We start from the raw sequence: 14,936 nt of genomic DNA on the forward strand, positions 1-14,936 counted from the left end.
ATAGGAGGGGTTATGATGTTAAAGAAAAAAGGCTGGTTTTCACTCATGTCTTTGATCCTCGTATTGTCCACCGTGCTTGCGGGCTGCGGCGGCAATAACGGCGGCGAAGCGGGCGGAAGCGCAAACGGCGGCAAGGCAAGCTCCGGCAAATCCGGAGAAACCAAAGAATTGACGTTCATGTACCGCGGCGGTACTGACGAGCAAAAAGCGTACAGTGCTGCAGTTAAAAAGTTTGAAGAAGATCATCCTGGCGTAAAGGTCAAGATCACCGTAACGGCTGCAGACCAATATGCCACCAAGTTGAAAGCTGCTATTACCGGCAACAAAGTTCCTGACGTATTCTATTTCGAATCCGGCGATACCAAGGCTTATGTTCATAACAACATTTTGCTTGATCTTACGCCTTATATCGAAAACAACCCTGACATCAATCTTGACAACATGTGGAAGTATGGTCTCGATCTGTATCGCTATGACGGTAATATGGCGGGACAAGGGAATCTGTATGGCATGCCGAAGGACGTAGGTCCGTTCGCGCTCGGATATAACAAGACGATGTTCGAAAAGGCCGGTATTCCGCTTCCGGATCCGGACAAGCCCTACACTTGGGATGAATTTATCGATGTTTCGAAGAAGCTGACGCAAGACACCAATGGTGACGGCAAAATTGATCAATACGCTACAGGCTTTAACGTGAACTGGGCGCTCCAATCCTTCGTATGGAGTAACGGAGCCGACTGGCTTGACGAAACGAAAAAGAAAGTAGCGATCGACGATCCTAAATTTGCGGAAGCTCTGCAATTTTTCGCGGACATGCAAAACGTACACAAAATCACGCCGTCCGCAGAAGACGCGCAAACGCTGGACACTTACCAACGTTGGATGAAAGGCGAACTCGCATTCTTCCCGGTAGGTCCATGGGATATGAGCACATATGATACTTTGCCTTTCGAATATGACTTGATGCCTTACCCTGCTGGTTCTACCGGCAAACCCGCAACTTGGACAGGATCCCTCGGAATTGGCGCATCCGCTAAAACGAAATATCCTGAAGAAGCAGTTGCTCTGGTTAACTACCTGACAGCTTCCGAAGAAGCCATGAAAGTGCTCGTGGATGCCAAAGTTCAAATTCCTAACATGATCGATATGGCGGAAGAATGGGCTGCGGATACTTCGACAAAACCGGCTAACAAGAAAGAATTCCTGGACGTCGTAGGCGATTACGGCCGCGTATTGCCTGGCCACTACACTTGGACAGCGGAATGGTATGACTTGTTCTTCACCGATATTCAACCGGTGCTTGACGGAAAAATCACCGCTGCCGAATACGTGAAACAGGAACAACCAAAAATGCAGAAATTGCTCGACAAGGCTATCGAACAGGAAGAAAAAGCAAAAGCCAAGAAATAAGAGCAGGACTAAGCGCGTTTATTAATCCAGAACGAAATGATGTTAGTCGCCGATGTTCGATCGACAAAGGGACTAACATCATTTTCATTATGGTATTCGAAAACAGAGGTGACATTTGATGCAAACGGAAACCAAATCAAACCTGTACCGGAAAGAGAAACTCTACGGTTGGTTGTTCATATTGCCTCCTGTCCTTGGCTTCGTGCTTTTTACCCTGTTCCCGTTGGCTTATTCTGTATACGGCTCTTTTACGGACTGGGACGGCTTGGGTCAAATGGATTTTATCGGACTTAGCAATTTCAAGGAACTCCTTACCGACGAACTGTTCCACAAAGCGGCATTCAACACGATCTTTATGATGCTCGGGATCCCGATCGGTCTTTTGCTGGCCCTATTGGTTGCGCTGGGCCTCAATCGCGGCATTCCGGGAACGACGACGTTCCGCGTCATTTATTATATTCCGGTCATCTCCTCTCTGGCTGCCATTTCCATTATGTGGAGCTGGGCGTTCAACGGGGATTATGGGCTCGTAAACCAGTTTCTTGAGATTTTCGGCATTCAAGGGCCGAACTGGCTGATGAATAAGCATACGGTCAAACCGGCGCTCATTATGATGACGGTCTGGAAAGGCCTCGGTTACACGATGCTTCTTTATTTGGCCGCACTGCAAAGCGTTCCGAGATCCTACTATGAAGCTGCGGAGCTGGACGGAGCGAGCGGGTTTAAAGCTTTCTGGCACATTACTTGGCCGATGGTCAAGCCGGTCACTTTCTTTATCGTCGTAACGAATATTATCGGCGGTTCGCAAATTTTCACGGAGATCAACATCATGACCAATACCGGCGGACCTGAATATTCGTCCGCTTCCGTCGTGTTCTATATTTGGCAGAAGGCATTCGATAACTTCCAGATGGGCTATGCTTCCGCGATGGCGGTCGTACTGGGCATATTCATATTTATCGTGACTCTAATTCAATTCAAAATGAACGAAAAATCATCCCACGAGGCGTGATTGTAACGGAAAGGAGAATATGAATATGTCTCATTCGGCTAGAACCAAACTGATCAATACCATTATCTTTATTATTCTGGCGATCGGGGCTGTCGCTATGATTGCTCCGCTTCTCTGGATGCTGTCGACTTCGGTCAAACAGAAAATCGATGTGTTCGCTTTGCCTCCCGTTTGGATTCCCAAAGACCCGCAGTGGGGGAAATATCTCGAAATCTGGACGGCGGGACCGCTGCTCAGCGGCATTAAAAACAGCGTCATTATCGCGCTTTCGGTAACTATCGTAGGGACCTTCACTTCAAGTTTGGCCGCGTTCTCGTTCGCCAAATTAAAGTTCCCCGGCAAAAACGCGATTTTCCTGGGGCTTCTGACCGCGCTGATGATTCCTTATCCGGCCGTCATGATTCCGCAATTCATGATGTTTTCCAAAATCGGCTGGGTGGATACGCTGCTCCCGCTTATCGTTCCGGGATTGTTCGGCAACATCGTCATGATCTTTTTCCTGCGGCAGTACTTGCTTAGCGTTCCGAATGAAGTCATCGAAGCGGCAAAAATTGACGGTAGCTCTTATTTCCGGCTATTTTCTACGATTACGTTTCCGCTCATTAAGCCGGCGGTCGCCGCGCAGCTTATTTTGTGGTTCATGGGCATTTGGAACGATTACCTGGCGCCGATCATTTACCTGACTTCGCCGGAAAAGCAAACCTTGCAGCTGGTTATCGCCAACTTTAACGCACAGTATGCGATTCAAACGGACTATCCGCTCATTATGGCCGCTTCCGTCATCGCCTTGCTGCCTGTGTTGACGATATTCCTGATTTTCCAAAAACAAATTATCGAATCTGTAGCCATTTCCGGCGTGAAGGGTTAAGTTTCGGCAGACCGAAAGCGAGCGTTATCATGAAAAGTTTGACGAAAAAGGTGGTACTTCCGGCCATGTTGGTGCTTACCATGTTTGGCGTGGCGGGGTGTTCGGAGGAACGGACGGCCGAGGTCGTTTTTCCGGTAAATCCCGAAGCGACCGCCATGTACGATACGACGGTGCTTCATAATGAAGCGAAATGGACCGTCAACAACGCGCATGACCCGGGCATTATCAAAACGGATCAGGGATATTACGTTTTTTCAACGGACGTCAAGGTCGGCGGGGAGCCGAAGCCCGGGATCATGGTCCGCAAATCCGACGATTTGATTCATTGGAACTGGGTGGATTACGCACTGCCCGGCATTCCGCAAACTGCGCTGGATTGGACGGGCGCGACCAATTTGTGGGCGCCTGATATCGTGAAGCATGGGGACGGTTACCGGCTCTATTATTCCGCGTCCACCTTCGGCAGCAAACAGTCGATGATCGGTATGGCCGTCTCGGATAACATCGAGGGTCCATGGACGGACCAAGGGGAAGTGATCCGGACAAAAGCCGATGATCCGCTGAATGCGATCGATCCGAACATTATAACCGATTCGGATGGGGCCATGTGGATGGTATACGGTTCATTTTTCGGCGGAATTCACATCATTGAACTGGATGCGGAGACGGGCAAACCGAAGGAAGAGGGCTTCGGCAAATTGATTGCGGCCCGAGACATGGTCACCGAAGACGGGGCGGTTGAAGGTCCGTACATTGTCTATAACGAGAAGTTCAAGAAGTATTATTTGTTCGTATCTTACGATTCATTGTTTGAGGATTACAACGTCCGCGTGGGCCGTTCCGATTCCATCACCGGACCTTATGTCGATTTTAACGGCAGGGATATGGCGGACACGGCATTCGAGCCGCAATTCGAAGTCGGCACGAAACTCATCGGCGGTTACAAGTTCGGAGAGGATGAAGGATGGATCGCTCCGGGCCATAACTCCGTTTTGAATGACGGAGGCAATTACTACTTGATTCATCACGCACGAGGCGAATCCGATAAAAACTGGTCTTATTTGCATGTCCGCAAAATATTGTGGACTGAGGAAGGTTGGCCTGTAGTATCGCCTGAACGCTATGCGGGCGAGACAGAGCAGGACATTCCGAAAAGGTTGCTGGCCGGAGAATGGGAGCGGATCGAGCATGACCCGTTCACCGACGGACAGGTTGAATCCGATAAGCTGTCTTTGCTCGATAAAGGCAAGCTGACGGGAAGCAAAGGAAACGGTACGTGGACGTTTGACGGAAAACGTACTTTGACCTTGAATTGGGAAGACCCGGCGGAAGGCGAAGGCCGGACCGAAACCGTACAGGTACTGCCCTCATGGGATTGGGAAAAGGGCGTGAGCACGCTCGTTTTTACGGGTCTCGATGATCGGGGAATCGCGATTTGGGGAAAGCAAATCACTCGGACAGGAAAATAACGATGTGAGTGGAGAGGAAGGCTGTAACGAATGGTAAGAATGCGTATCGACGCGACAGAGAAAAAAGGGACGATCAGTCGTTACTTGTACGGACAATTTGCCGAGCACCTTGGGCGATGCATCTACGAAGGAATCTGGGTCGGAACGGATTCGGACATTCCGAATACGGAAGGGTACCGGAACGATGTGCTCGAGGCGCTGAAAAAATTAAACATTCCCGTTTTACGCTGGCCGGGCGGTTGTTTTGCGGACGAATATCACTGGATGGACGGCATCGGCCCGTTATCGCAGCGTTCCCGGATGATCAACAATCATTGGGGCGGGGTGGAAGAAAACAATCATTTCGGCACGCATGAATTTTTGCGGCTTTGCGAATTGCTGGGAACGGAAGCTTATATCAGCGGCAACGTCGGCAGCGGCACGGTTCGGGAAATGCAGCAATGGGTTGAATATATGACGTTTGACGGAGAATCTCCGATGGCGAACTTGCGTAAGGAGAACGGTCGGGAGCAGCCTTGGAAGCTTCCTTTCTTCGGCGTTGGGAACGAGAACTGGGGCTGCGGAGGAAATATGCGGCCGGAGTATTATGCCGATCTGTACCGTCGCTATTCTTCCTATGTACGTAACTATGGAGACAATCAAGTCCAAAAAATAGCCTGCGGACCGAACACGGATGATTATCATTGGACGGAAGTGATGATGAGGGAAGCCCATCATTTAATGGACGGATTAAGCCTCCACTACTACACCATTCCTTCGGGGAACTGGTTTGCCAGCAAAGGCTCCGCGACCGAGTTCGGCGTGGATGAGTGGTTCTCCACGATGAAGAACACGTTGGTCATGGAGGAATTGATCGTCAAGCACTCCCGGATCATGGATAAATACGATCCGGAAGGCAAAGTGGGTCTGATGATCGACGAATGGGGCGGCTGGTATGACGTGGAGCCGGGCACGAATCCGGGATTCCTGTACCAGCAAAATACGCTGCGCGATGCCCTGATTGCAGGCATAAACCTGAATATTTTCCATAAATACAGTAAACGGGTCAAAATGGCAAACATCGCTCAGGTCGTAAACGTGCTCCAGGCGATGGTGCTTACGGAAGGCGACAAAATGGCGCTGACGCCGACGTATCATGTGTTTGACATGTACAAGGTGCATCAGGACGCCGAATTGCTGGACGTGGAATTCGACAGCCCGATGTATAAACACGGCTCGCAAATGATTCCGCAGCTCAGCGTATCCGCATCGATGGATTCGGAAGGGGCGATTCATCTGTCCGCCTGCAACCTGCACCATGCGGTCAGCGTTGCGGTGAGCTGTCATCTGGAAGGGGCGGAAGGCAAGGGAGTGACCGGCACCGTGTTGACACATTCCAGCTTGAACGCCCATAACACGTTCCTTCAACCGGATGTTGTGAAGCCGGAAGGTTTTACGGGCGCTAGAATCGAAGCGGGGGAATTGCATTTCGAGCTGCCGCCGGCTTCGGTCGTCGTCCTAAAAATAAAGTAGAAAAAAAGGAGAAACCCATATGGACACAAACAAAGAATATATCAACCCGGTCGTGGAGCAGCGCGCTGATCCATGGGTATATAAACATGTTGACGGATACTATTACTTCACCGCATCGGTGCCCGAGTACGACCGGATTGAAATCCGGCGTTCGAAGACGATTCAAGGCTTGAAAGATGCCGTACCGGTAGTGGCGTGGCGGAAATATGAAACCGGTCCGCTCAGCGCGAACATCTGGGCGCCGGAAATTCATTATATTCAAGGGAAATGGTATATCTATTTTGCCGCGGCAAGAACGACCGAGACGCAGGACGGATTGTTCGATCATCGTATGTATGTGCTAGAGAACGAGTCGGCTAACCCGTTGGAAGGCCAATGGGTGGAAAAAGGCCAGGTGCGTACAAAATGGGAAACCTTCGCCCTGGATGCGACGACTTTTCAACATCGCGGGGAATTGTATTATGTTTGGGCGCAAAAAGATCCGGACATCGAAGGCAACTCCAATATGTACATTTCCAAAATGGAGAACCCATGGACGCTGACCGGAGAACAGGTCATGATCTCGACGCCGGAGTACGAATGGGAAGTGATCGGATTCCGGGTGAACGAAGGTGCCGCGGTACTTAAGCGGAACGGCCGGATCTTTATCAGCTATTCGGCCAGCGCGACCGATTTCAATTATTGCATGGGCCTTTTGTGGGCCGACGAGTCCGCGGACTTGCTGGATCCGGCTTCCTGGCATAAATCGCCGGTTCCCGTATTTCAGACGAATGAGGAATCGGGCCAATACGGACCCGGGCATAACAGCTTCACGGTCTCCGAGGATGGCCAAGACGACGTGCTGATCTATCACGCAAGAAATTATAAAGAGATCACCGGCGATCCGCTGTACGATCCGAACCGCCATACCCGTGCGCAAGTATTCGGCTGGAACGAGGACGGCACGCCGAATTTCGGCATTCCCGTAAAGGACGGCGCGATTCGCTAAATTTACAACAATATACCCGAGACGGTTTGGTTTTTGCCAAACCGTCTTTTTATTGCGGCTTTAGCCAGTTGAGCTCGCGAAGCGTGCGAAACAAAAAACCACCCGCTATGCGGGTGGAGGGATCAAGGGTTTGACCAACAAGACCATTCCAATAAAATTGAGATGTTCAGGCTCAATAATGAAAGGAATGGTCTTAGATGGCAAACAAGAGCTATAGTCTAGCTCACACGAAGTGGATGTGCAAATACCACATTGTGTTCACCCCGAAGTATAGACGGAAAGAAATTTATAATCAAGTGAGAAAAGACTTGATCGAGATTTTCAAGCGTTTGTGTAAATACAAGGGAGTGGAGATAATAGAGGGCCACATGATGCCGGATCATGTACATATGTTAGTAGCAATTCCCCCAAAAATCTCAGTATCATCATTTATGGGATATCTGAAGGGAAAAAGCTCGTTGATGATATTCGAGAAACACGCGAGCTTAAAGTATAAGTATGGGAATCGGAAATTTTGGGCGGAAGGATATTACGTCAGTACTGTTGGCTTAAATGAGGCCACCGTCGCAAAATATATACGTGAGCAAGAAGCACATGATCAAGCAATTGATAAACTGAGCGTGAAAGAGTATGAAGATCCCTTCAGCAGGAACAGCAGCAAGAAGAAGTAAACCAGTTTAACTGGTAAGTGAAAGTGACAAATAACACTGAGCCTGAACAATTTTATTGTCAGGCTAGCGTCTTTAGGCGCAGTTTGGCAACAGGGGGTTATACCCCAAGAGCAAACCACCCGTTGGACGGGTGGTTATGATTTTGTGCCAAAAGGTATTGACAAGGCAAAAGGGAAAGGATAATTTTAACATTAAGTAATTATTAAATATTATAGATGTTTTGCATAATATTTAAATAATACTTAATACAATGAGGGGAGTTATATCCACTGAAGATCCCATTAAAGAAAAACATCAATTTTGCATACAACGAAGCCTTTGAGTTAATCATCGCGATGGGCATGTTTGCCTGTCAGGATCAAATGCTGCGGGCGGCCGAGGAGTACCGGATCGGACTGGACGACAGATATCTTAAGATTTACGGGGATGCCCAAAGCAAGCTCTCGCCTCACATGCTTCGCGAATTGCAGTTCTTTTTCGGATACGACTTTTTCCATAAAGCGCTTGATTTTGCGTTCTATGAATCGATTGCAGCTTCCCGGCAAGCGTTAACTGCGGAAGTCTGGATCAACAGGTTGAAAGATACGGAGGCCGAGGAAACGATCGCAAACATGGTCTTCGGCGTCTATAGCGATAAAATGGAAGAACTGCTGGATGGCGTTGAATGGGGGAAAGCCAGAGCGGATTTGGGCTGGCTTACCGAACGCGTAAGACTGGTCACTCCCCAGCGCGAAGTTTCGGATGCCCGGGAACCGCTTTTGGAATGCCTGGGACATCCCGAGGAAACCAAGCATCGTTATATGGGATTGATTTCCCAATTTTACCGGGATGTATTTGCCGGCTGGTCCGGATTCATCCGGGAAGAAAGCGAGCGGGCTTTGTCCCGCTATGAAGCGTTTTTTAACGCGGATCCCGAACGGTTCCTCGAAAATTTCAAAAGCGAGCGGGAGCTGTTTCAACATCCGGCCACGTTCCATATCAGCTTCGTATCTCAGGTGGCAAACCATCATATATGGCCGGTGGATAGACAACTGAACCATTTCTGGGTGCTGTTCGGAGCATTTAATGATCGGGTTTACGGCCCGGCTGCGGACAGGGAAAAGGCGGAGCTATTTTTCAAGGCGCTTTCGGACAAGAGAAGGATGGAATTCATCATGCTGCTGCGGGAGCGCCCGCGCTATGGAGGCGAGATTGCGGCAGAGCTCGGAATAACGCCGGCGGCGGTCATCTATCACGCGAACTTTTTCTTCTTTTTGAATCTGATCGAGTTCAAGCGGAGCGACCACCGGCTGTATTATCATCTCAATGTGGAGAAGCTGCGCGAGCTTCTGGAGATCTCAACAAGAGTGCTGCTTAACGATTAAGACATCAGGGGGGACACAAATGGTTGATTAGGGAGCGAAGGGGAGAGCGGAATGGAAGGCGAAGCAGTAAAAGAAGCAAACAGGGAAACGCGCGAGGCCGGTAGAACGCAAAGCGGCGCGGGCCTTGCGCTGAAACGGTTGTTATCGCTAGGCAGGCCGTACTTCGGGAGATATGCCGTGTTATGCCTGTTGGCCGGGGTTCTCTCGGTTACGGGCGTTTTTCTGGCGGAAGGGTTGCGAAGAATCATCAACGCCGCGGTCGATAAGGATGCGGCAGGCCTCGTTTCGGGCCTCGTCTTTGCGGTGGCCGTCGTCGTCATCGATGCGGCCGGCAACTTTGTGCGGACGTATTTGTCGGGTACGTTGGAGATCCGTTCGACCGCCCGGTTACAGGCATCCCTATTATCAAAATTGATGCGGACAAAAACGAAGGAACTCGCGAAATATCACTCGGCGGACTTGATCGGCCGGATCCAGGACGCGGCGCCGGCCGCCCAGAAAGGGATCAACGAAAAGACGATCGAGTTGTTCGGGAACGTACTGCAGATCGTTTTTTTGCTGACCTACCTGCTGTCTTTGCAGTATATATTAACGATCGGGACGGTGCTTATCTGTATTCTGTTTCCCCTGGTCATGATTCCCTTCAGCCGCCGGCTTCGCGAGTTGAATCTGGAGAGGGAGCGGGCCTCGGCGAAACAACAATCCCTGGTGCAGGATGCCCTTCAGGGGGCGGAAGTCGTTCGCGCCTTTTCGCTTGCCCCCATCCTCGGACAGCAGTTCCGCAAGCAGCTTCGGGGGATGAGCGCTCTCCACATGAGAATAACCCGGCTCGAAGCGGTAGGATACAATATGCCGTTTGCGGTCATTCTCGGAGGACTGTTGTATGTCCTTGCTTTCGGGGGATATCTCTCGATTCAAGGGCGGCTCGATGTCGGAGCGGTTGCCGCCTTCCTCATCTGCTTCGATCAAATTACCCAACCCGTGTCACGCCTCGCAAACCTGTGGACCGAGTTACAATCGGCGTTGGCCCAGGGCGGCAGGGTTTTTGAAATTACCGATCTGGAAGAGGAAAAACACGTTCGTTCGTGCGCAGATACAGGCAGTGAGCCGCTCGGCTCCTTGACATTGCAAAATGTGAGCTTCCGATATGGGAGCAACGCCGCCGGATTGCGGGGAGTGTCGTTGACGATCCAACAAGGAAAGGTGACGGCCTTTGCCGGGCCGAGCGGAAGCGGAAAGAGCACGATTTTAAGTCTCCTGATGGGGATTTATGAACCGGAGGAGGGGCTGATTGTTTGCGAGAGGGGACCGATGACGGAAATTTCCCCGAAGGCATGGCGAAGCCGGATCGCTTACGTCTCCCAGGAGCCCTACCTGTTTTCGGGAACGATCCGCGAGAATATCGCCTGGGGACGGCCGGATGCGGATATGGCCGCTGTACGGGCGGCAGCCGAATCGGCAGGGATTCATGATTTCATCGACGGCTTGCAGCAAGGTTACGAGACCCGAGTCGGAGAACGCGGGTTGACGCTGTCCGGCGGCGAACGGCAGCGGTTGGCCATCGCCCGCGCTTTTGTGCGGGAGCCGGAAATTTTGCTGCTCGACGAGCCGACCGCCGCCTTGGACAGCTATCATGAGGAAAGGGTACAGCGGGCGCTGGGCGAACTGATGCGGGGAAGAACGACGGTCGTCGTCGCTCACCGGCTATCCACGATTCGGGATGCCGACCGGATTTATTATGTCGAGGACGGGACGATTCTGGAGGAGGGAACGCATGAATCGCTAATGGCGGATGACGGAAGATACCGGGCGCTCGTGGAGAAAAACATGCGTTCCAGTAAGAACGATCTCTCCTTAACGGAAGGAGGCGTTATCCAATGAATCAACCCGCCAACCAAAACGTCGCCAAACCGGTAACCACGGTATGGGCCGCTTTTCGGCGCTTGGCCAAATATGCGACCCTGTACAAGGTCGGTTTTATCGTCGCCATCGTCCTCCTCGCGGCAAGGATGGTCGTAGACATCGGTTTTGCGACGGTGCAGCAATTGTTTATCGATACGATCACCGATTCGGACATGGATGGCCTGATGCGGATTACGACCTTATGCGCCATAGCCTGTGCCGTGATCCTCATTTGTTTGATCTTTCAGCACTATTTCCGGTTTTCGGTTCATTTCCGGATGACCTGGGATCTGAGGGCACGCTTGTTCGATCAAAGCAACCGGCTCCCGTTTCGGACGATTCAAGAAATGCATAGCGGGGATTTGTCCTCAAGGAATAATAAAGATGCGGCCTCGGCGATGAATATGGTCGGGAGCGTCGTTTATGAGCTCTTGTACAATTTGCTTCTTACGTTCGTTTCCTTCATATATTTAGCTCGAATGGATGTGTGGATCGCGCTGCTTGCGCTCGGGTCCGGACCTGTCGTGTTTTTCTGCAGCCGATTCTTTGACCGCAGACTCCGCAGGCTTTCCGAGGACATATTCGCCAGGGAGGCTGATTTAAGGGCACTGCTTCAGGAAGTGGTCCAAGGCATGACGGTTGTCCGCGCGTTCGGAATGGAGGAAGCGATGCAGGAGGGTTATGTCCTTAAGAGGACGGAACTGGCGAAAATGCAGCTGAAGAGAACGGTGCTGGTAGGCCTGCTGTGGCAGACCTCCGCCTTTATCAATAATGCGGTCATGATTATTTGTTCCGGGCTGATCGCCTATTCCGCAATGGGTGGCGGGTTGACCGCCGGGGGCGTGCTCGCATTCGTTATCTTGATCGGCCGGGTCCAATGGCCTTTCGTGAATATGTCCCAAACCTGGGGCGGGGTTCAGGAATCGCTGGGAGCTGCGGACCGTGTGTTTGAAATTCTCGATAGGCCCGCGGAAGGTGGGGATGAAACCGGGAAGGGGCGGGAGCGCAAACCGGGGGCCGTCACTGCCGCCGATCAACAGGAGCCTGTCGATTCCTCCGGTACGTTGGACGTTCCCCCTCCTCCGGCAATTCGGATGCAAGACGTACGTTTTTTCCACAGGGATGTTGGCGGAAAAACCTCGTCCCCTCTTTTTAACGGGTTGGATCTTACCGTTGCTGCCGGGGAGACCGTCGCGATCGTCGGTCCGAGCGGTTCGGGCAAATCGACCCTGGTCAGGCTTTGCTGCGGACTTTATCAGCCCGATCAAGGGAGCGTCGAAATAGGAGGGCTTTCGTTAAAGGACCATCTTGAATCAGGGCGCCGGCTTACGACATATGTGCCGCAGATTCCGTATCTTTTCTCGGGAACTATAAGGGAAAACATCTCTTTCGGAACAGAGGGGAAAACCGAAGCGGAAATCCGGAAGGCGGCGATTCTTGCGGGTGCGGACGAGTTTATTCAAAAGCTCCCGGACGGATACGACTCCTGGATCGGCGAGCACGGAACTTCCCTTTCCGGCGGACAGAAGCAGCGGTTGGCGATCGCGCGGGCCTTTTTGCGGGAAGCTCCTTTGCTCATATTGGATGAGGCTACCTCGGCGCTTGATCATGAATCCGAGAGCTTGGTCCAGGATTCACTGGAGCTGTTGATGAAAAACCGAACGACATTGGTGATTGCCCACAGGCTGTCCACCGTGAGGAATGCGGACCGTATTTTGGTGATGGATCGGGGGCGGATCGTGGAAGACGGCACGCATGAGCGGTTGATGGAGCTTGGGGGTCTGTATGCAAAATTGTATCGTATTCAATTTAGGGAGACCACTGCGGCAGAGGATGCCCATCGAGCTGTATAACAGTGACTTTCCAGACTGTACCAGAAGTCTTCCGGTTCGCGACAGCGGATCGGAGGATTTTTTTGTTTTTTCATCCACATCAAAATAGTGCAATAAATTAACAGGATAATGTTGGTTTAGTAAAATTTTTATCTTTATAATAAATTGAAAACGCTTAATTTATTTTGACGGATATAACGGATTTGAATTTTCGAATAATAGGTGAGTCATCATGTCGGCTGGGGAAAGCAATCATGTAATCTTTTCCGGCAGGGGGAACATAAAATGATCAAAGTGCTTATTGTGGAAGATGAACCTAAGCTGAGAGAAGGGCTGCGGACATTTATAGACTGGGACGCTCTAGGGTTTACTGTTGCCGATACGGCGGCGAACGGGAATGAAGCGTTGGAGAAATACGATATTCACAAGCCCGATCTGGTCATTACGGATATCAGGATGCCGGGTATGGACGGGCTGCAGCTGATTCAGCAGTTCCGTTCGTTTGACCAGGGACTGCATGTTCTTATTTTGAGCGGATATGCGGATTTTGACTATGCCAAGAAAGCCATCTCGCATCGGGCTGACGGTTACATGCTGAAGCCGGTGGATGAGGACGAGCTCGTTAATTACTTGAAACAAATCAAATCCCAGATCGATCATGAAAAGTTTGTAGAACGCTGGCAGCATGAAAGAATGGAGTGGAGCCGAGAAGCTTTCGTTCAATCCCTTATGACCGGGGCGGAAGACGATCTTGCGAATGCGGAGCAGAAGGCGGAGGAACTCGGTTTGCTTTGGAAATGTTATCAGGTGCTGCTGATCGGTTTGCATACGGAGGACAATTCGAGCAACGAGCTTCATGCCCAATTCAAGAAGAAGCTGTCCGGGATTTTCGAAGATACGGGCCGAGGCTTCCTGTTCAGTTATCTAGCGCAAATCGGCGTTCTTCTGAAGAATCCGATTTTGGGCGTCGAAATGGATGAAATGTACGGGCGAATCCGTGATGCCGCATCCAGTTTAGGGTTGGAATTTACGGCGGCCCTGGGGCCGAAGGTTTGCAGTTTGTGCGGGGTGGCTTCTTCCTATGCTACTGCCCGCGAAATCAACAAAAATTGCTTCTTCTTTGGAGAAGGCAAGCTTCTTGGACCCGATACGGCGCTTCCTTCGCGATCGGAAAATATCTCCGAAGATTTCTCCCATGAAACGTTGAAAGACCAGCTCTATTACGCGATCGAAGTAGGAAACCGGGAAACGATGAGCTCATTGCTTCGACGCCTCGGTCAACATCTGATCGCCAACGGTCACGGAGAAGGAGAGATTAAACGCCGGTTTGCGGAAATGCTTACCTCCCTTCTCGGCAAGGGGCTTAAGCACTCGCCCGAACTGCAGAGCCGGAGCAAGGAACTTTCGGATGACCTGCCCAATATTTATCAGGCTCGCACACTTGAAAGCCTTTTCGAAAAAACGGAGCTCTTTCTGGGGAAACTGGCGGGAGGGTTGAACGAGAGCGGAAAGCATCGTGAGGTTAAAATCATGCTTGATCTGATCCACCGCAATTTCAGCGACAATTTGAAGCTGGAGACGTTATCGGGCATTTTTAATTACAATAGCGCCTATCTTGGGAAGTTGTTCAAAAACGAAACCGGCGAATACTTCAACACCTACCTCGACAAAGTGCGGATCGAGAAGGCCAAAGGCTTGCTTGAAGAAGGCTTGAAGGTTTATCAGGTGGCCGAAAAGGTCGGCTATACGAATGTGGATTACTTCCACACCAAATTCCGAAAATATGTGGGAGTTTCCCCTTCCGCCTACCGCAAAACCGCGAATCATGCCTAATCATCGGACTATGACCAACAAGGCCTCTCCATAAGGAGAGGCCTTTAATTTTCACATGAATTCGTAACTAATTAT

Annotated in this window: 11 protein-coding genes; all 11 read left to right on the forward strand. The window is 50.9% G+C overall.

Annotation, left to right across the window (positions count from 1 at the left end; all coding sequences use genetic code 11):
* The first annotated feature begins 15 nt into the window (after positions 1–15).
* The gene (locus ACSFXJ_RS08200) at positions 16–1,410 is read left to right on the forward strand and encodes an ABC transporter substrate-binding protein (protein WP_435925712.1); all 1,395 of its coding nucleotides are present in this window, start codon (positions 16–18) and stop codon (positions 1,408–1,410) included.
* A gap of 118 nt (positions 1,411–1,528) precedes the next feature.
* Positions 1,529–2,422, forward strand: a complete 894-nt coding sequence (locus ACSFXJ_RS08205; RefSeq protein WP_435924685.1) for a carbohydrate ABC transporter permease — start codon at positions 1,529–1,531, stop codon at positions 2,420–2,422.
* A 25-nt stretch (positions 2,423–2,447) separates the two neighbouring features.
* Positions 2,448–3,290 carry a carbohydrate ABC transporter permease gene (locus ACSFXJ_RS08210; protein WP_435924686.1) on the forward strand — a complete coding sequence of 281 codons (843 nt, stop codon included), beginning with the start codon at positions 2,448–2,450 and terminating at the stop codon, positions 3,288–3,290.
* Positions 3,291–3,355: 65 nt separating this feature from the next.
* The gene (locus ACSFXJ_RS08215; protein ID WP_435925713.1) at positions 3,356–4,759 is read left to right on the forward strand and encodes an arabinan endo-1,5-alpha-L-arabinosidase; all 1,404 of its coding nucleotides are present in this window, start codon (positions 3,356–3,358) and stop codon (positions 4,757–4,759) included.
* Positions 4,760–4,789: 30 nt separating this feature from the next.
* Positions 4,790–6,271 (forward strand): alpha-N-arabinofuranosidase, encoded by a 1,482-nt coding sequence (locus tag ACSFXJ_RS08220; RefSeq protein WP_435924687.1) that lies wholly within the window; start codon positions 4,790–4,792, stop codon positions 6,269–6,271.
* Between the two features lie 19 nt (positions 6,272–6,290).
* A complete protein-coding gene (locus ACSFXJ_RS08225) occupies positions 6,291–7,259 on the forward strand; it encodes a glycoside hydrolase family 43 protein (protein WP_435924688.1) in 969 nt (322 codons plus the stop codon).
* 197 nt (positions 7,260–7,456) lie between these two features.
* Positions 7,457–7,930: an IS200/IS605 family transposase gene (gene tnpA, locus ACSFXJ_RS08230; RefSeq protein WP_148450401.1), complete on the forward strand. Its 474-nt coding sequence runs from the start codon at positions 7,457–7,459 to the stop codon at positions 7,928–7,930.
* Between the two features lie 335 nt (positions 7,931–8,265).
* Positions 8,266–9,294 carry an ArsR/SmtB family transcription factor gene (locus ACSFXJ_RS08235; protein ID WP_435924689.1) on the forward strand — a complete coding sequence of 343 codons (1,029 nt, stop codon included), beginning with the start codon at positions 8,266–8,268 and terminating at the stop codon, positions 9,292–9,294.
* A gap of 51 nt (positions 9,295–9,345) precedes the next feature.
* On the forward strand, positions 9,346–11,175 hold the full coding sequence (locus ACSFXJ_RS08240) for an ABC transporter ATP-binding protein (protein ID WP_435924690.1): 1,830 nt from the start codon (positions 9,346–9,348) through the stop codon (positions 11,173–11,175).
* On the forward strand, positions 11,172–13,049 hold the full coding sequence (locus ACSFXJ_RS08245; RefSeq protein WP_435924691.1) for an ABC transporter ATP-binding protein: 1,878 nt from the start codon (positions 11,172–11,174) through the stop codon (positions 13,047–13,049). Before ACSFXJ_RS08240 ends, ACSFXJ_RS08245 begins: the two co-directional genes overlap by 4 nt.
* Positions 13,050–13,313: 264 nt before the next feature.
* Positions 13,314–14,861 carry a response regulator transcription factor gene (locus ACSFXJ_RS08250; RefSeq protein ID WP_435924692.1) on the forward strand — a complete coding sequence of 516 codons (1,548 nt, stop codon included), beginning with the start codon at positions 13,314–13,316 and terminating at the stop codon, positions 14,859–14,861.
* Positions 14,862–14,936 lie beyond the last annotated feature (75 nt).

Source organism: Paenibacillus salivarius (genome assembly GCF_051307165.1).
GTDB lineage: Bacteria > Bacillota > Bacilli > Paenibacillales > Paenibacillaceae > Fontibacillus.